We start from the raw sequence: 18,244 nt of genomic DNA, 5'->3' as shown, positions 1-18,244 counted from the left end.
GCTACAAGAAAAAGAATTACTTTTTATAAATTGTAAGACAAAACATAAACTCATAACTAACTAATTTATACCTTGGTATAAATAATACTGAGTGAACTTAATTAATTGGCAATAATATATAAGCTAAGAAGGCAAAAGTATATAAAGCTCACCGAGGTAACCAAATGAAGAATAAGCCATTAATAACTGTTTATATAGTTAATCACAACTATGGTAAGTACATAGAGCAGGCTATTGAAAGTACGGTTAATCAGTCATATCCAAATATTGAGATATTAATTATAGACGACGGCTCAACGGATAATTCAAGAGAAATATTAACTAAATATATTGGACAAGAGAAAATTGAAGTCATATTTCAAGAAAATAAAGGGCTGACAAAGACTAACAATACTGCCTTAAGGTTAGCTGAGGGGGAATACATTGTTAGACTTGACGCAGATGACACATTTAAACCAAATGCATTGCAAAATTTACTTGATGGTTTTACAGATAAAGATGTTGCAATGGTGTTCGGAAACTGGGATGTTGTTGATGAGTCTGGTAACCATTTATATACCTTTAAAAGGCATGATTTTGAAAATGATGTGACATTACTAGACTGTCCTGCTCACGGGGCATGTACGATGTTTTACACAAAGTACTTAAAAGCAGTGGGTGGATATGACGAGGAGCTACAATGCCAGGATGGTTTTGAGCTATGGTTTCGAGTTGTTGATAACTTTAAGGTTAAAAGTTTAGACAAATTGATTTTTAATTATCGGAGACATGGGAGTAACCTTACGGGTAACGAAGAAAAAATCTTATATACAAGATCAAATATATTGAGAAAAGTAGCCGAGAAGAAGGGAAGTGTTGATAGCTCATTTGTGGTTATTCCTATTCGAGGTGGAAGTTTAGACTCAAGAAGTAATCCATTCGAAAAAATAAATGGTAAGTTCTTAATTGATTTGATAGTTGAAGATTTATTAAATTATAACCTTTTCGAAAAAATCATAATTACAACGCCTGATAAAAGTCTGAGAGAATATATATTATCCAATTATGAAAACATTATAGTGCACGCAAGAGGAGTAGATATATCTCTTATCAATTCTAAGTTAGACGCTGTGGTACAGGATGTGTATGAAACTTATAATGAGCTAGGTAGTTTTGAGTATGGAGTGATACTTGGACTTGATAGACCGTTTAACAAAAAGTACCTTATTCAGTCCGCACTCGATATTGCTAGTATATTTGATGTAGATAATGTTATCGGAGTTAGACCTTCTGATGATTTTTATTTCACTCATAATGGTCAAAGTTTATATGGAATAAACTTTGATAAGACATCTGTGCGATTAGAAAGAGATGAAATATATCAAATGGTGAATGGTTTTCTGGTATTTAAGTGTGAAAAGCTAAGTAAAGATGGAGAAATATGGGGCGAAACTATTGGGCATGTGGTTTTCGATCAGATAAGTGCACACTCTATTTCTTCAAGGTTAGATCTTGATATAGCTGAATTATATTCTAACAAGTTAGAAGAAAGAAAAACTAAATAATAATAGAGTTTGAAATTGATATCAAAGTTCACATCTAGAATAATAAATCAAGAAATAAAGTTTGCTCTATTTAGAATATTTAATGCAGGATGCGTTCTAATCACTTCCTACTATGCTGCGTTAATAATAGGACCACAAGGCTGGGGGGATGTATCTATTTTTCAAACATTAGTAATATATGCCTCTGTTTTTATGCTTGGCTTACCAGAAGGGTATGGGCAGTTACAGGCTCGTTCTGAAGATATACTTTGTGATACATACAAACGGATATTACTTATCTGCTTATACTTAAGCTTAACAGTTTTTTTTCTGGTATGTCTTTACTTTATTTTCCTGAATGATCGTTCAAATGATAAAAATAATATTGCGTATATATTTCCTTTTGCCCTTTTTTCGTTGTTGGTTTTTGCTTTAGAAAGGTTTAGGTTGAGAGGCTTGGGTAATTTTAAGAGTTTGAGTTCTGTATATAAAGTTAATGCTTTTTCACTATTAACTTCAGTCATTATTATAAGCTTATTTCCATCCGCCAATACGTTCTTAATATTGTTTTATTTGGCTTATTTTATTTCGGTATTGTTTAGCTGCACAAATAACAAGCCTTTTGCAAAGAAAAAAATGAAGAGTTGTGATGACAATTTTAAAAGCGCTTCTTCATTAATAAAGCTAGGCTTTCCTATAGTGCTATCAGGCATTGTTTTTGAAGCAATAATTTCATTAGACAGATTCTATATACTATTAAAGTTTTCTAAAGAGGATGTTGGCTTAAGCGGATTGTCATTTATGTTAATTAAAGGACATATTATGCTTTTAAGTATTGTAAATACTTTGAATTTTCAAAAGATTGCCCAAATGTATGAGCATGGAGAGCATTTAGGTTTAATGAAGAACGTAAAAAAACAAGCTTGTTTGGGTTTGGCCATTACAGTAGGATCTGCGTTGTTTATATATTTGACAATTCAGAGTGACTTATTTATAGATATGTTTCCACGTTATTCAAAACTGTACTTAGTATTTGCTTATCAGTCTTTGATTTTGTTGCCTTTGTGCTTTATCTTCCCACTAAGTATTGCTTCAAATTTCAATTTTGGTGGGAAGTTATATTTAAAGATTAACATATTGATTTTGTGTGTTTACTTCATAACCTTGTTTTTACTAACACTTTCCCTTGATACATTAGACTATAAAAAATTATACGTAATAGTTTCCATAATATTCACTTTTAGCGCTTTATACCTTTACTCTAAAAATAGAGAATACTATAAATGCAAAAATGTAACTTAATAATCTTATTTACTAATGCTCAGTATTTGCACTTTAAAAATATTTTAAAAATAAATAATGATTTGAAAAAGAATACAATCATTTTCACAAGAGTAAAAATAAACTTTAATGAGGCTGAAGACAAAAGTTTTGTGGTTTATGAACTTAATAGTTTCAGGAAAATTCTACAGTTGAAGAAAACTCTCAAAAGACTTTGCTTGAATTATGAGCAGTTTGATTTATATGTGCCACATTTTTTGAATGTTTTTGCTCAAGATGTATATTGGCGACTAAAAAATAGTCGTAAGAAAATCTTAATTTCCATCATCCCAGATGGTACTTTGTTATTTAATGATTATAAAGTTAAACCTTTTTCTTCAGATAATTGGAAAAGAAAACTAAAGTCTCTACTATTTGGTTTAAAGTACAAACTTATTAAAGGTAGTATCATAAGTCCTTATCAGCAGATAAATACAGTTTATTCGTATTTTGAAAATGTTGTATGTGAAGCTAGAAACATTAAAAAAATATGTTTTGAAATGAAGGACCATATTTATAAAAATGATAATCTACTAGTTCTAGGCCATAGAAATCAAAAAATAATATCGAGCGATAAAGTTACTTTCATTGTTAAGAACCTTGTGCAGTCTGAAAGGTTTAATTCGATATATTATAAAGCTCACCCAAGAAAGGAATTATCAAAAGACAACTTTCGAAGAAGTCTAAGCAGGTCTGTTGACTGCAATGTTATTAATATCGAGTCTGAAGAGGCTATTGAAGGTTTAATTGAACGTTATGAATTTTCAGCTGTATTCGCTGTCGCATCCTCTGCATTAATATCAATTAAATTGATTAAACCGAGTATTGATTGCTACTCATATGGCTATAAAGAGTATTTCGGGGAGAATTATAATAAGAATATTCATGACGTATTTAATTCCTTGAATATTAAAACATTGGGTTGATTATGAGTACAAAAAAACTTGCTCAACTCTCAATGTTCTCGTTGTTTATGCTATATGTAGTAGTAATTCTACTTTCATTTGCATCATACCTTTATAATATATATACATCGGATATACCTATTGATTTTCGACATGATAGGCCGATAACAATTGCTTCTGTCTGTTATTTCTTTGCTTTATGCATATTCCTATTTTGTAAAAGAAACCTTTTTTGGTTTCTATTCCCTGTAGTAATCTTAACGGTACCTAATGCATTTAACTCATTATTTCCCGGCGTTTTCCTTTCTCCCATGTCTGATAAAACAAATGCATCATTTTCGTTTATTTCACACATTGATATATTTGTTATCTTTTACCTCTTTTTAAAGAAAAAAATTAATCTTGAATGTTCTCATGTTCCGTACAGGTACTATAGTTTCCTAATATATGTTTCTTTATTAATGATTGTTCCGCTAATTTTGTTGTGTGTAAAACATGTTCTCAAGGGCGGAGATTATATTCATATAATTAATGGCGCGTATCAATTCAGGTATGTAGTTTTATTACTGCTAATAGGAGCAGAACTTTATACAAAAAGAAATGTGAAACTATTCTTAACTGGATGTATGGTGGCTATTCCATTGCTATTTTTTGAAGGTGCGATTTCTACTATTCTAGCAGGAAAGAATATTGTAGGAGAGATGTTTAGTGGTAACTTCGCAAATAATGTGTTTGGAAATTCAGCCTCGATGTTATTTATACTGTTTTTATGTTTGGCTCGTCAGAATCAAGGTCTGGTAAGCAGGGTATCTTTAATTGTTACTTCTTTACTTTGCTTGGTTATAGTTTTAATGACAGATGTGAGAGCAGCTCTTCTTGCTTCTATTATAGGGTCTATTATTGTTCTGGTTTATAATTACTTAACGGCATTTAGAGTTTTAGTCGCAACTGGGGTATTGGTAACATGCTTAGGTTTTTTCCTATTTCATGATAAGGAAATATTGGGTTATATGTATACAACATATAACTCTGTTGAGATAATAATAAATGCTGGATATGCAAACAATGATCTTGCTATAGATCCTACTAATAGCTCTATGCTCACCAGAATTGCTATTTGGAAAGGGACTATTATGATGATTTTAGATAACAATTTATTAGGTATTGGGACAGGTCAGTGGAACTACTTAAAATCAGAATATGGGATCCCTTTTAATGTACTTCTAGATACTCATAATGATTATTTAAATTACTTGGTACAGTATGGTGTAATATCAGGCAGTGTTTTAATATTTATGTTTTTTCTTTTACCAATAATCAAGATGTTAAATTTTAAATCTAAAATAAATTATGCAAACGAATATTATATAGCACTGATGGTGTTTGGAGTAACGTGTCTAACTAATGCGAATACCAATAAACATCAGGTAATGATGTTGTTTTTAGTTTTGCTTTTACTCGGTAGAATGAAAGAAGAGAAGACTAAACAAATTACTTAAAAAATCATTTAAAACAAGGTATTAGATGATGGTTTTTTAAACTAAGTAATCACTTATTAATTACTTAGTTAAAATACTAAAATTTCATGATACAAGAGAGCTTAGTGTGAAAATAGCAATTATAGGTACAAGAGGAATTCCTAACAGGTACGGTGGGTTTGAGCAATTTGCAGAGATGGTCAGTAAGCAATGGATAGAAGATGGACATGAAGTTATTTGCTATAACCCAAAGGATCACGAATACCAAGAAAATATCTATCAAGGAGTTGAAATAAGACATATTTATTGTCCCGAAAATAGAATTGGTGCGGCCGCAAACTTTATTTATGATTACCTTTGTTTAAGAGATGCCGTCCGATCAAAATGTGATATTTATTTGGAGTTAGGGTATCAAAGTTCAGCTTTCTCATTTTACCTGATTAATAAAAAAGAAAGAAAAAAGCTTGTAACTAATATGGATGGCATGGAATGGATGCGTTCAAAGTGGTCATCTACTACTAAAAGAATAACAAAGTTCGCTGAAAAGTGCGCTGTAAAATTAAGTGCCTGTTTAGTAAGCGATAATGATGGAATCGCCGACTATTACAAATCTGAATATGGAAGAGAGTCTAGTGTTATTGCGTATGGCTGTGATGCAGATATAGTGATTAATAAGGCTTTGATAGGAGATGTTATTGAGGATGCTATGAATTTTGACTTGGTTATCGCAAGGCTTGAGCCAGAAAACAATGTAGAGATGATCATTGATGGTTTTCTGAACTCCCGAGTAGACCGAACATTAATTATCGTAGGTGGCTTAATGACAAAGCATGCTCAATACCTGACTAATAAATTTAGGTCATATGAGCGCGTAAAATTTGTTGGTGCGATTTATAAAAAGCCTACACTAGACGCTTTGAGACATTATTGCTCTCTATATTATCATGGGCACTCTGTAGGTGGTACCAATCCATCTCTTCTTGAAGCAATGGCTGTAAAAGCTCGTATAGTTGCCCATAATAATCAGTTTAATAAGGCAGTGCTTTCCGATAATGCATTTTATTTTGAGGACGTTGAGTCTGTTGCAAAAATTTCAAAAAGCTTTGAGCAGCAGGAAAACGCATTAAATGAGTTTAAAGATAAAAATTATGAATTAATTAAAGTAGAATACACTTGGAAAAAGATCGCTGATAAATACATCAAACTCTTTAACAAAGTCGCCGAGTCATGAGAATTACATTAATTACGCAAGATGAACCATTTTATCTGGCAGAGAATATTAACCATCTAATTAAAACATTACCTGAGCACTCAAAAGTTATAAGCTGTGTGCTGTTACCTCCTTCACCTTACGGTAAAAAAGAGTCCCTGATTAACAAGGCTTTGAAAACAAGAAAGCTGTTTGGAAATCGTTTTTTTATAAGGTACTGCTTTAAGTATTTAAGAAGTAAGTTAAGCAGTAGAAATGTTAGGCGGGTTTTAATCAATCATGGCATTAATATAATTGAACTTTCACACTCTATAAATCATCAGGTTTCATTAGAAATTATTCGTTCCTACAATCCTGATTTACTTATATCTATAGCTGGTAATGAAATTTTCAAAAAACAACTTATAGAGCTGGCACCCAAGGGGTGCTTAAATTTACATACCGCATTATTGCCAAAGTATAGGGGCTTGATGCCAAGCTTTTGGGTTTTAAAGAATAGAGAGAAACAAACTGGTGTGTCTGTATTTTTCGTGGATGAAGGCATAGATAGCGGACCAATTCTCGTTCAAAAGAATATTGTAATTACTAAACCAAACTTAGAAGATTTGATAATTAAATCAAAAAAAGTTGGAATGATGGCAATCTGTGAAGCTGTAGATTTGATCAATCGTGGAAATTATAAATGTATTCCTAATAATGATGATGAAATGACTTACTTCCATTTTCCGAGTAAGAGTGATGTCAAAGAGTTTATACAGAATGGGGCTAAGTTTTATTAATGAAGATATTGAGCTTTGATATAGAAGATTGGTTTCACTTATTGGATGTAGAACAAACAAGTGATATAGGTAAGTGGGGTAACTTTGAATCAAGAATACACCAGGGAGTTCATAGAATTCTCGACCTTTTAGATGAATGTGACCAAAAGGCAACATTCTTTATATTAGGTTGGGTAGCAGAAGTGTATCCAACACTGGTTCAAGAAATTTCGAAGAGAGGGCATGATTTAGGAAGTCATTCGTATGCTCATAAGCTTGTATATGAAATGAGCAAAAAGGACTTTAAAGAAGACCTTGCTCGATCTAAGCATGTTTTGGAGGACACTATTTCAAAAAGTGTTGTTTCTTATCGAGCTCCTGGATTTTCTATTGTGCGTGATAGTTTATGGGCTTATGAGATATTGTATGAACTTGGTTTTAGAGTCGATAGCAGCATATTTCCAGCTAGCAGAGCCCATGGCGGCATAAGCAGTTTTCCATTTGCTGAACCCGTTATAGGAGAGACTCTTAGCGGTAATATAAAGCTATTTCCGTTAAATTCAATACGTTTATTAGGTAATGATTTTGTGTTTTCTGGAGGGGGATATTTTAGACTATTACCAAAGGCGCTGCTTGAGCATTGGTTTAATAAAGAAAACTACATAATGACATACTTTCATCCTCGCGACTTCGATCCTGAGCAACCGGTAGTTCCTGGATTATCTATTAATCGTAAATTTAAAAGTTATGTTGGTTTAAAAAGCTCGCTTAATAAGTTGTCAGCTATACTTAAAAGTAATGATTTTATTACTTTGAAACAGGCCTGCAATAGAGTTGACTGGTCTAATGTGTCCACTGTAAAGATTAAATAAGGAGTAGTAGTGAGGATTTTAGTTACTGGAGGAGCAGGTTTTATCGGAAGCGCTGTTATTCGTCATATTATTTCCAATACAGAGCATTCAGTGTGTAATGTAGATAAGCTAACTTATGCAGGTAATTTAGACACTCTTGAAGCTGTTTCTAGGTCTAAAAAATATCAATTTAAGCAGGTGGATATTTGTAATAAAGCGGGCTTAGAAAAGGTTTTTAATGATTTTCAGCCTGATATTGTGATGCATTTGGCTGCAGAGAGTCATGTTGACCGCTCAATTGACGGGCCCGCGGAATTTATTCAGACAAATATTGTTGGTACCTTTAACTTGTTGGATATAGCAAGAGCTTATTGGGTGTCTTTAGATTCAGTTAGAAAGAATAGCTTCAGGTTTCATCATATTTCTACAGATGAGGTGTATGGAGACCTTGAAGGTACAGTCGATTTATTTAAAGAAACAACCTCGTATGCTCCAAGCTCGCCATACTCGGCTAGTAAAGCCAGCTCTGATCACTTAGTTAGGGCGTGGAATAGAACTTATGGATTACCGACTATAATAACAAACTGCTCAAACAATTATGGCCCATACCACTTTCCTGAAAAACTCATACCTCATATGGTGCTTAATGCAATTCAAGGAAAGGCTCTTCCGATATATGGTGACGGAAGCCAAATAAGAGATTGGCTATATGTAGATGATCATGCTCGGGCTTTATATTTAGTAGCTACAGAGGGAAAAGTCGGCGAAACGTATAATATTGGTGGGCATAATGAAGTAACTAATCTAGATGTTGTTAAATCAATTTGCTCAATACTTGAAACCCATGCACCCGAAAAGCCAATAGGGGTTGCTAAGTATGAAGATTTAATCACATTTGTTTCAGATCGTCCCGGTCATGATGCTCGATATGCTATTGACGCAACTAAAATTCAAAATGAACTTGGCTGGACTCCTAAGGAAACATTTAAAACTGGATTGGAAAAAACAGTTTTATGGTATCTATCTAACAGTGACTGGTGGCAAAGAGTAATATCTGGTGAATACAAGCTCAACAGGTTAGGTGAGTTAGCATGAATAAATATAAAGGTATAATTTTAGCCGGAGGTTCTGGCACTAGGCTTCACCCCATTACTCAGGGTATGTCTAAGCAGTTGTTACCTATTTACGATAAACCGATGATCTACTACCCTCTATCCGTTTTAATGCTGTCTGGCATACGAGAGATATTGATAATATCTACACCTGAAGATATTTCTGGTTATCAAAGGCTATTAGGAAGCGGTGGTGATTTTGGTTTGGTTTTAACTTATAAGGTACAACCAAGTCCGGATGGCCTGGCACAGGCGTTTATTCTAGGTGAGGAATTTATAGGTAATGATAATGTAGCTTTAGTATTGGGGGACAATATATTCTATGGAGAGAGTTTTTCAAGCAAGTTAAAACAAGCGACGTCTATAGAAACAGGAGCTACAGTTTTTGGATATCATGTGAATGATCCAGAACGGTTTGGAGTCGTTGAGTTCAATGATGAAGGAAAGGTTCTTAGTCTTGAAGAAAAACCAGTCAAGCCTAAATCTAATTACGCAGTAACAGGCTTATACTTTTATGATAATAAAGTTATTGATATTGCAAAAAACGTAAAGCCTTCTGAACGTGGTGAACTAGAAATTACAGATGTTAATAAAGCCTACTTAGATGCTGGATTGTTAAATGTAAACTTACTGGGTAGAGGTTTTGCGTGGTTAGATACAGGTACACATGATTCGTTGTTGGAAGCGGGACATTTTGTTCAAACCGTAGAGCATAGACAAGGTTTGAAAATTGCTTGTTTAGAAGAGATTGCCTTCAACAATGGTTGGATATCTAAAGACTTGCTAAAGCAAAGAGGTGCTTTATTAAGTAAAACTGGTTATGGGAAGTATCTTCAAGGGTTAATAAGTTAATTTATGAACGTTATCAGCACTAAGTTGGATGGTTGTTTTATACTTGAACCAAAGGTTTTCAGTGATAAAAGAGGTTTTTTCTTAGAAACCTTTCAGAAGAAACGGTATGAGGAAGCTGGAATAGACTATGAATTTGTGCAGGATAATCATTCTCGCTCTACTAAGGGAGTATTGAGAGGATTGCATTTTCAAAAAAATAAACCACAAGGTAAGTTAGTAAGAGTGGTACGAGGAGAGGTCTTAGATATCGCTGTAGATTTAAGACGAGGGTCAGGCACTTTGGGGCAGTGGGAGTCAGTACACCTTTCTGAGGACAATAAGAAGCAGTTTTGGGTTCCACCAGGCTTTGCTCATGGCTTTTTGGTGCTTTCTGATATAGCTGACTTTGAGTACAAGTGCACAGACTACTATGACCCTACGGATGAAGGGAGCATAATTTGGAATGACCCAGATCTAAATATAAAGTGGCCTTCAGGTATGGAGTTTTTTCTGTCTGATAAGGACAAAGCAGCTGGCACCTTTAAGGAGTATTTAGCTAAGTGAAAGTAATTATCTCTGGGGCCGATGGACAGCTTGGTTTATGTTTGAGAGATGTTCTTGAGGAGCAGGATATTACTGCTTTATTCTTCAATAGAGGGAGGCTAGACGTTACTAAATTAAGTGATTGTTATGAGGCAGTAAGAAGCACAGGGGCTAATATCTGGATAAACTGTTCGGCTTACACAGCAGTTGATAATGCCGAAACGGACATAGATGCGGCTAACGCAGTCAATTATTCTGGTGTTGAAAATATCTCAAAGGCTTGTGATAAGCACCAAGTTCCACTTATTCATATCTCAACTGATTATGTATTTGATGGTTCAGCAGATACTCCCTATGCTGAAACTATCAATCCAAATCCCAAAAGTATATATGGTATATCTAAACTTAAGGGTGAAAGATCTATACAACAGCTTTTAGCAAACTATGTAATTGTAAGAACTTCTTGGCTTTATAGTGAGTATAAAAGTAATTTTGTTAAGACTATGTTATCACTGGCTGAAAATAGGGATAACCTAACTGTTGTGAATGATCAAGTGGGCTCTCCCACATATGCACGCGATTTAGCAGAATCACTTATTAGCATCGCTAAAAAACTAAGTGATAATATTGAAGGTTATAGTGGGGTCTATCACTTCGCAAACAAAGGTTGTTGCTCATGGTTCGAGTTTTCGAAAGAAATTTTCTCTAAGTCTTTAGATTTAGGTCTAATACATAAAATACCTTCGGTGGAACCTGTTCCAAGCACTCAATTTAAAACTGTTGCCCCTAGGCCGCTGTATTCAGTATTAGATAGCTCTAAGGCTGAATTAGAGTTTGATCTTTTCAATAGACCATGGGATTCGGCTTTAATTGATATGCTATCAAGGCTTAAGCAATTGAACTTTAAAACTCATTAATATGGAAAAAATTATAGAAGCTCTCAAAGAAGAAGCCATCCTCGCAAGAAAGCGAAGTATAAAAAGTCTTTTTAATTCAGGTGCTGATAGGATTGATTTGTTTACTGCCGAGCATGGCTCTTTCAAAATTGACTACTCAAAACAAAATATTAGTAGTCAAGGATGGAGTCTACTCTTAGATTATTACTATAAAAGTAAAATAGATCATAAAATACATGCGCTTTTTAGTGGTAAGCCGGTTAATGTTACTGAAAATCGGCCGGCTCTACATTTCGCTTTAAGAGCACCCAAGGATGTAAGGTCACTCCCCAAACACTCCTCTATTGTGGCTGATGTTCATGATGAACTGGAAGCAATGGCTTTAATAGTCAGAAAAATTCGTAAACGCAAATGGAGAGGCTATTCAGGTAAGGCTATAACTAATATTGTAAGTTTAGGGGTTGGAGGTTCAGAGCTAGGTCCTTTACTGGTATGTGATGCACTACAGGAAATCGGCTCAAGTATTGGAGATAGTATCAAGCTCCACTTTGTTTCGAGCATGGATGGAACTCAAATTTCTCAGTTACTTGAGGTTCTAGACCCTGAAAGGACTCTTTTCATAATATCATCTAAATCTTTTACCACTGTCGATACATTTTATAATGTGAATACGGCATTGAAGTGGCTGACTAGTTATTCAGGAAGTATTGAGTTAGCAAAGAATCACCACTTTATAGGTGTCTCTGCAAGTCAAGAGAAAATGGAAGCATGGGGTATCAGGAAAGAAAATCAACTTATATTTTGGAATTGGGTCGGTGGTCGTTTTTCACTGTGGTCAACCATAGGCCTACCAATTGCAATCAAATACGGTATGGATGTTTTTTATGAGTTGCTTGAAGGCGGTTACGAAATGGATTTTCATTTTAAAAACTCTACTCCTGAAAGCTGCTTACCGACAGTCTTGGCTTTAATAAGCTTTTGGAACTCTTCTTTTCTAGAGATAAGTGCAAATGCCGTACTCCCGTATGATGGTAGGCTTAAACTTCTACCCAATTATCTCTCTCAGCTGGAGATGGAAAGTAATGGAAAGGCTGTATCCGTAAACGGGACTGAAGTCAGGTTTAAAACTTCACCTATAATATGGGGGGAGTTGGGACCAAATGCTCAGCATGCTTTCTATCAACTATTACATCAAGGCACACAAGATGTAAGTTGTGACTTTATTTCAACAGTGAAGAGGTATCACAACGGAGCACGCCCGGACGTTGAGGCTGATTTTTTGTATCAACAGCAAAGCTTATCTCTTGCGAACTGCTTTGCTCAGTCAAGTGTACTAGCTTTCGGGGATATCTTCGCAGAAAAAGAAGAAATTAACCCACATAAAAGATATAGAGGTAACCAACCCTCTACAACCCTGCTAATAGAAGAGTTAACTCCAAGGATTTTAGGCAGTTTAATAGCGCTATATGAACATAAGACTTATGTTCTTTCTTGTTTGTGGGATATAAACCCTTTTGACCAATGGGGGGTTGAGCTTGGTAAATCTATATCTGAAGAAGCCCTTAGAGCCATCCATGAGCCGAATTATCGTAATAAATTTGATGATTCTACAAAGTGGCTGTTAACTCAGGTAAGCGACTGGAGTAGTAAAGATGACACTAACAAGTAGCTCTCATAAAGTTAATGTCTATGGTGAGTCTCTAGAGGCAAAAACTATTGCTGCATGCCTGGCTAAAAGCGGATTTTTTGTTGGAATAACTGAAGGGCTGTCCTGTGATATTAATTACCATGAAAAGTATCTTGCTTCTGAACCTGGTTTAAATCAATTACTTGAAGATATGAGCGCAGTGGGACAATTAAACCATTACTCAAGAAAAAGAAGTGATGCTAATATCCACTGGGTAGTATATAAGGGAAAAAGTTCTGATTCTTTGATAAAGTTCATACTCAGTCTTGTAAGAGGAAAAACGGAAAAGCAACATATAATATTAACTACCAGCCTGGGCATAGGAACCCATGAGACTATAAAGTTGGAAGTAGATTTGCTCTTATCTAGGAGTGAAAGTAATGAGCGGCATGAAATTATTACAATCCCGACTTTTTTTAGAGAAGGGACTGCCATTAGTGACTTTTACGCTCCGCAGCTACTACTAATTGGAACAGAAGAAGTCCCTTCTAACACCATTGTCTCAACGTTGCTTAGTGATACTTTAGGTAATGCACGTGAAACTCGCTTTATGGAAGGGGTTGATGTGGAAGTGGTTAATAATGCCATTTCTGCTTTCTTGGCTATGAGAGTAAGTTTTATTAATGAGCTTTCTACTTTATTAGAAAGTAGGAATGCTAATTTCATGTCTATTATAGATGCAATGTCTTGTGACCCAAGGTTTGGCAAGAATTATAATCAGGCTGGCTGTGGGTTCGGTGGAGTAGCTTTGCAGGAAGCTGTAGTTAATATCCAGAATCTTTTCAAGGGTTTTGATTCTGGTTCACTAATGATGCAAGCAACTTTAGACATAAATGAAGACCAAAAAGATATTTTGTTTAGAAAGTTTTGGCGTTATTTCGAAAGTGATTTATCAAATAAAAAAGTAGCTATCTGGGGAGCTACATTCAGGCCAGATACTTCCTCATTGATCAACTCGCCAGCTATTAATTTAGTCAATGCTTTAATTTCTGAATCTGTAGAAGTAAACTTATATGACCCAATGATAAAGTCCAGCAAATTAGATGCTGAGCTATTTGATGGCTCTATTAATGTGTCTTTCTCTAAATATGAAGCAATCAAGGGTGTTGATGCATTATTTATTGTGACTGATTGGGATGAGTTTAAGGATGTAGATTTTGAGCTTATTAAAAGTAATTTGAACAACCCTGTAATCTTTGATGGTAGGAATATCTATGAGATCCAAAAAATGAATCAAGTCGGCATCACATATTTTGGTATCGGTTGTAATAACTATAGTAATTAAAGGGTTAAAAATGACTAGTTGCTTCAAAGCATACGATATAAGAGGGAGACTTGGGGATGATATCAATCAAGATATCGCATACAAAATCGGTAGGGCTTTCGCAAAGGAGTTTAGACCTGAAACAATCATCGTTGGAGGAGATATTCGGCTAACTTCAGAATCACTGAAGCAAGCAGTTGCCAAGGGGCTAATGGATGAAGGTGTTAATATTATAGATATTGGCATGACTGGCACTGAAGAGGTTTATTTCGCAACTCAACACCTTGAAACCGACGGTGGTATAGAAGTCACAGCAAGTCATAATCCTATTGATTACAATGGGTTCAAACTTGTTAGGGAAAAAGCTCGACCGATAAGCTCTGAAACGGGGCTAAAGTATATTGAAGCTTTAGTTTATAGTGATTTATTAAACTCGTATGAGACAGAGCGAAAGGGATCTTTTCGGGAATATGATATCTCTAATGAATTTGTAGAGCATTTGCTGAACTACATCAAGACCAGCAGTTTAAAGCCCCTTAAAATTGTAGCAAATAGTGGTAACGGTGCGGCAGGGCATATACTTGATGCAATTGAAGCTCAATTTCAGTTAAAAGATATACCTGTTGAATTTATAAAAGTTCACCATGAGCCTGACGGAACTTTTCCTAATGGAATCCCAAATCCGATTTTAGAGGAAAACCGCCAAGTAACTTCGGATGCTGTATTGGAAAATAACGCAGATATAGGTATAGCTTGGGATGGGGATTTTGACCGCTGTTTCTTATTTGACGAGAAAGGTCAGTTCATTGAAGGTTACTATATTGTTGGTTTATTAGCAGAAGCATTCTTGAAAAAGAATCCAGGGGCAAAAATAGTACATGACCCAAGACTGACGTGGAATACAGTTGATATTGTAGAAGAGAATGGTGGAACTCCTGTACAGTCGAAGTGCGGCCATGCTTTCATCAAAGATGTGATGAGAACTGAAGATGCAGTTTATGGGGGAGAGATGTCTGCTCATCACTATTTTAAAGACTTCGGTTATTGCGACAGTGGCATGATACCTTGGTTATTGATAGCTGAGTTGATCTCTGTAAAAAGCTGCTCTCTATCCTCCTTAGTGCAGGACCGAATAGCAAAGTTTCCTTCTTCTGGCGAGATAAATAAGCAAATAGCGGATCCAAATGAAACTATTGATAGAGTCCTTTCACATTATAAAGACTCTGCAAAAAAGATTGACACTACTGATGGGGTTAGTATTGAATTTGAAAGTTGGCGCTTTAATTTAAGGAAATCTAATACAGAGCCAGTAGTCAGGCTAAATGTTGAGTCTAGGGGTGACAAGGCTCTTATGGAAGAGAAGACTCAAGAACTTATATCACTGCTCTGATGATTAAGAATTGTGATTATATTTCTTTCTATCACACCCTTATCTTTTCTAGTTATTTAATCTAAATAACTTCCTTCCTCTATACTTTAATGATTGTTGAGTGCCTCTTTTGGGGCACTGTGATACTATTTTTTTATGAAAACAATCATTATGCACACATCTATTTCTTTTCTGCGTCAATTAGAAGCGGAATCTATCCATATTATTCGTGAAGTTATCGCTGAGTTCGATAAACCAGTGATGCTTTATTCCGTAGGCAAGGACTCATCTGTGCTTCTTCATCTGGCGCGCAAAGCGTTTGCGCCAGCGACATTGCCATTTCCTCTACTTCATGTTGATACAACGTGGAAGTTTAAGGAGATGATTGAGTTTCGTGATCAAATGGCTAAGGACTACGGTTTTGAGCTACTAGTCCATCAGAACCCTGAAGGTTTGGCGATGAATGTTGGTCCTTTTACTCATGGCAGTGCGACGCATACTGATATCATGAAAACACAAGGGCTGAAACAGGCCTTGGACCAGCACCAGTTTGATGCTGCGTTTGGTGGGGCTCGTCGTGATGAAGAGAAAACACGAGCTAAAGAGCGTGTTTATTCTTTCCGTGATAAGAAACATCGCTGGGACCCTAAAAATCAGCGCCCAGAGTTATGGAATATTTTCAATGGTAAAGTTCATAAAGGCGAGAGCATTCGTGTATTCCCTTTGTCAAACTGGACCGAACTTGATATCTGGCAATATATTTATCTTGAGAAGATTCCTATTCCTGACTTGTATTTCGCCAAAGAGCGACCAGTCGTGGAGCGTGATGGAACCTTGATCATGGTAGATGATGAGCGTATGCCATTAGAAGATGGCGAGAAACCTATGATGAAGAAGGTGCGCTTCCGTACTTTAGGCTGCTACCCATTAACGGGCGCCGTTGAGTCTGAGGCTGATACACTACCAGCAATTATTCAAGAAATGCTACTGACTAAGACGTCTGAGCGTCAAGGTCGTGTCATTGACCATGACAGCGCTGGCTCCATGGAAAAGAAAAAAATTGAGGGGTATTTCTAATGTCGCACGCATCACCTCTAATTGAGAACGATATTCTTGCTTATCTTGAGCAGCATGAAAATAAAGAGCTTTTGCGCTTTATCACATGTGGTAGTGTTGATGATGGAAAAAGTACGCTCATCGGTCGGCTGCTACATGATAGTAAGATGATCTTTGAAGACCAGCTCGCTGCCGTAACTGCTGATAGCAAAAAGTCCGGCACAACCGGCGATAAAGTTGACTTAGCTTTGTTGGTTGATGGACTACAGTCTGAACGCGAACAAGGCATCACGATTGATGTTGCTTACCGTTACTTCTCTACAGATAAGCGTAAGTTCATCATTGCAGATACACCTGGGCATGAGCAATATACGCGCAATATGGCTACAGGGGCCTCCACTTCTGATTTGGCCATTATTCTTGTCGATGCGCGACACGGCGTACAAACACAAACACGACGACACAGTTTCTTATGCTCACTGTTGGGCATTAAGCATGTCATCGTAGCCGTAAACAAAATGGATTTGGTTGATTATTCGCAAGAAAGGTACAAAGAAATTCAGGCACAGTACCTCGAGTTGGCAGGTTCATTAGATATTCCAGATATCCGCTTTGTACCAATTTCGGCACTTGATGGGGATAACGTGGTAAACCCGAGTGAGAACATGACATGGTTCCGCGGTTCGCCATTGATGCACTATCTAGAAACTACGGAAATAGCCAGTGATATTAACCTGACCGATTTTAGATTCCCTGTTCAATATGTGAATAGACCGAACCTAGATTTCCGCGGCTATGCTGGCACAATCGCTTCAGGAACTATTGCTAAGGGCGATACAATTCGCGCTTTACCATCGGGCAAGTTAGCTAAAATTGAATCAATCGTAACGTTTGACGGTGAGTTAGAAGAAGCTTCTGCACCTATGGCGGTCACCTTGACCTTAAACGATGAGATAGACATCAGCCGTGGTGATATGATCGTGAAGAAGGACAACCTTCCTAACGTATCAAACCGCATGCGCGCTAAAGTTATTTGGATGCACGAGTCACCATTAAGTACTAAGCGCGAATATTATGTAAAGTTTAACAGTAAGTTAACAACCGCAGAGTTCGATGAAATACATCACCGAATTGATGTTAATACGATGGCAGAACATGAGGCTGGGCAGCTTGAGTTAAACGAAATCGGGTTAGTCGATGTCTCGGTTAATGAAAAAGTTATGTTTGATGATTATCGTACGAATCATAAAACAGGTGCGTTTATTGTGATTGACCGCTTAAGCAATGTTACTGTTGGTGCAGGCATGATTGAGACTGCTTTGACAGACTCAAGTGACGAAGTTAGTCCACATGAGTACAGTGACTTTGAGCTTGAATTCAATCAACTTGTACGCAAGCATTTCCCGCACTGGGGCGCTAAAGACATTACTAAGTGTTAGTC

The 18,244-nt window shown here is 36.1% G+C and carries 16 protein-coding genes; all 16 read left to right on the top strand.

All coding sequences use genetic code 11. The features are described from left to right. Window positions 1-164 precede the first annotated feature (164 nt). The 16 genes from KFK88_RS06445 to cysN all read left to right on the top strand — a co-directional run bounded on the left by KFK88_RS06445 (window position 165) and on the right by cysN (window position 18,242). A complete protein-coding gene (locus tag KFK88_RS06445) occupies window positions 165-1,544 on the top strand; it encodes a glycosyltransferase family 2 protein (RefSeq protein WP_223577939.1) in 1,380 nt (459 codons plus the stop codon). Window positions 1,545-1,553: 9 nt separating this feature from the next. Beyond that, entirely contained in the window at window positions 1,554-2,825 is a 1,272-nt protein-coding gene (locus KFK88_RS06440) for a lipopolysaccharide biosynthesis protein (RefSeq protein WP_223577938.1), read from the top strand. Next, window positions 2,807-3,769 (top strand): polysialyltransferase family glycosyltransferase, encoded by a 963-nt coding sequence (locus tag KFK88_RS06435; RefSeq protein WP_223577936.1) that lies wholly within the window; start codon window positions 2,807-2,809, stop codon window positions 3,767-3,769. Before KFK88_RS06440 ends, KFK88_RS06435 begins: the two co-directional genes overlap by 19 nt. A gap of 290 nt (window positions 3,770-4,059) precedes the next feature. Further along, the gene (locus KFK88_RS06430; protein ID WP_223577934.1) at window positions 4,060-5,247 is read left to right on the top strand and encodes an O-antigen ligase family protein; all 1,188 of its coding nucleotides are present in this window, start codon (window positions 4,060-4,062) and stop codon (window positions 5,245-5,247) included. A 106-nt stretch (window positions 5,248-5,353) separates the two neighbouring features. Next, window positions 5,354-6,457 (top strand): DUF1972 domain-containing protein, encoded by a 1,104-nt coding sequence (locus KFK88_RS12015; protein ID WP_223577933.1) that lies wholly within the window; start codon window positions 5,354-5,356, stop codon window positions 6,455-6,457. Next, window positions 6,454-7,215, top strand: coding sequence for a methionyl-tRNA formyltransferase (locus tag KFK88_RS06420; protein WP_223577931.1), 762 nt, complete (start codon window positions 6,454-6,456; stop codon window positions 7,213-7,215). The genes KFK88_RS12015 and KFK88_RS06420 overlap by 4 nt, the downstream gene beginning before the upstream one ends. Continuing rightward, the gene (locus tag KFK88_RS06415) at window positions 7,215-8,066 is read left to right on the top strand and encodes a polysaccharide deacetylase family protein (protein WP_223577920.1); all 852 of its coding nucleotides are present in this window, start codon (window positions 7,215-7,217) and stop codon (window positions 8,064-8,066) included. Before KFK88_RS06420 ends, KFK88_RS06415 begins: the two co-directional genes overlap by 1 nt. Window positions 8,067-8,075: 9 nt before the next feature. Next, window positions 8,076-9,140, top strand: a complete 1,065-nt coding sequence (gene rfbB, locus KFK88_RS06410) for a dTDP-glucose 4,6-dehydratase (RefSeq protein WP_223577918.1) — start codon at window positions 8,076-8,078, stop codon at window positions 9,138-9,140. Next, entirely contained in the window at window positions 9,137-10,009 is an 873-nt protein-coding gene (gene rfbA, locus KFK88_RS06405) for a glucose-1-phosphate thymidylyltransferase RfbA (RefSeq protein ID WP_223577916.1), read from the top strand. The genes rfbB and rfbA overlap by 4 nt, the downstream gene beginning before the upstream one ends. 3 nt (window positions 10,010-10,012) lie before the next feature. After that, complete coding sequence (gene rfbC, locus KFK88_RS06400) at window positions 10,013-10,552, top strand: dTDP-4-dehydrorhamnose 3,5-epimerase (protein WP_223577914.1); 540 nt, start codon at window positions 10,013-10,015, stop codon at window positions 10,550-10,552. After that, window positions 10,549-11,448, top strand: a complete 900-nt coding sequence (gene rfbD / locus KFK88_RS06395; protein WP_223577912.1) for a dTDP-4-dehydrorhamnose reductase — start codon at window positions 10,549-10,551, stop codon at window positions 11,446-11,448. Before rfbC ends, rfbD begins: the two co-directional genes overlap by 4 nt. A gap of 1 nt (window position 11,449) precedes the next feature. Beyond that, window positions 11,450-13,096 carry a glucose-6-phosphate isomerase gene (gene pgi, locus KFK88_RS06390; protein WP_223577910.1) on the top strand — a complete coding sequence of 549 codons (1,647 nt, stop codon included), beginning with the start codon at window positions 11,450-11,452 and terminating at the stop codon, window positions 13,094-13,096. After that, a complete protein-coding gene (locus KFK88_RS06385; protein ID WP_223577908.1) occupies window positions 13,080-14,399 on the top strand; it encodes a UDP binding domain-containing protein in 1,320 nt (439 codons plus the stop codon). The genes pgi and KFK88_RS06385 overlap by 17 nt, the downstream gene beginning before the upstream one ends. Window positions 14,400-14,409: 10 nt before the next feature. Then, on the top strand, window positions 14,410-15,768 hold the full coding sequence (locus KFK88_RS06380) for a phosphohexomutase domain-containing protein (RefSeq protein ID WP_223577906.1): 1,359 nt from the start codon (window positions 14,410-14,412) through the stop codon (window positions 15,766-15,768). Window positions 15,769-15,918: 150 nt separating this feature from the next. After that, entirely contained in the window at window positions 15,919-16,824 is a 906-nt protein-coding gene (gene cysD / locus KFK88_RS06375; RefSeq protein WP_223577904.1) for a sulfate adenylyltransferase subunit CysD, read from the top strand. After that, window positions 16,824-18,242 carry a sulfate adenylyltransferase subunit CysN gene (gene cysN / locus KFK88_RS06370; RefSeq protein ID WP_223577902.1) on the top strand — a complete coding sequence of 473 codons (1,419 nt, stop codon included), beginning with the start codon at window positions 16,824-16,826 and terminating at the stop codon, window positions 18,240-18,242. Before cysD ends, cysN begins: the two co-directional genes overlap by 1 nt. Window positions 18,243-18,244 lie beyond the last annotated feature (2 nt).

Source organism: Kangiella taiwanensis, from assembly GCF_020005165.1.
Lineage (GTDB): Bacteria > Pseudomonadota > Gammaproteobacteria > Enterobacterales > Kangiellaceae > Kangiella > Kangiella taiwanensis.
Note: the sequence above shows the minus strand (reverse complement) of the source record. Positions and strands in the feature narration are given on the sequence as shown.